This window comes from Nocardia sp. TBRC8007, assembly GCF_056629435.1.
In genome coordinates, this window is record NZ_JBWSOR010000253.1 from 1 (window position 1) to 222 (window position 222).

Annotated in this window: 1 protein-coding gene; it reads right to left on the bottom strand. The window is 71.6% G+C overall.

Going from position 1 to position 222, the window contains the following annotated elements; genetic code table 11:
• On the bottom strand, positions 1-222 hold a 222-nt coding region (locus ACX4ZE_RS23550; RefSeq protein ID WP_480275661.1), incomplete at both ends, for a hypothetical protein.

Here is a 222-nt window from a genome sequence, read left to right on the forward strand (position 1 = left end):
CTGTGACCACCGCCTGCGCCACTCCCGGATGCGATGCTAGTACCGCCGCGACCTCCCCCGGCTCCACCCGGTACCCCCGGATCTTCACCTGCTCATCGGCCCGGCCCACGAACTCGAGTTCTCCGGCCGTCGTCCAGCGGACCATGTCCCCGGTGCGATACACCCGGCCCCCACCGGCGGCATCGAAGGGGTCGGCCACGAACCGGGTCGCGGTCAACCCCG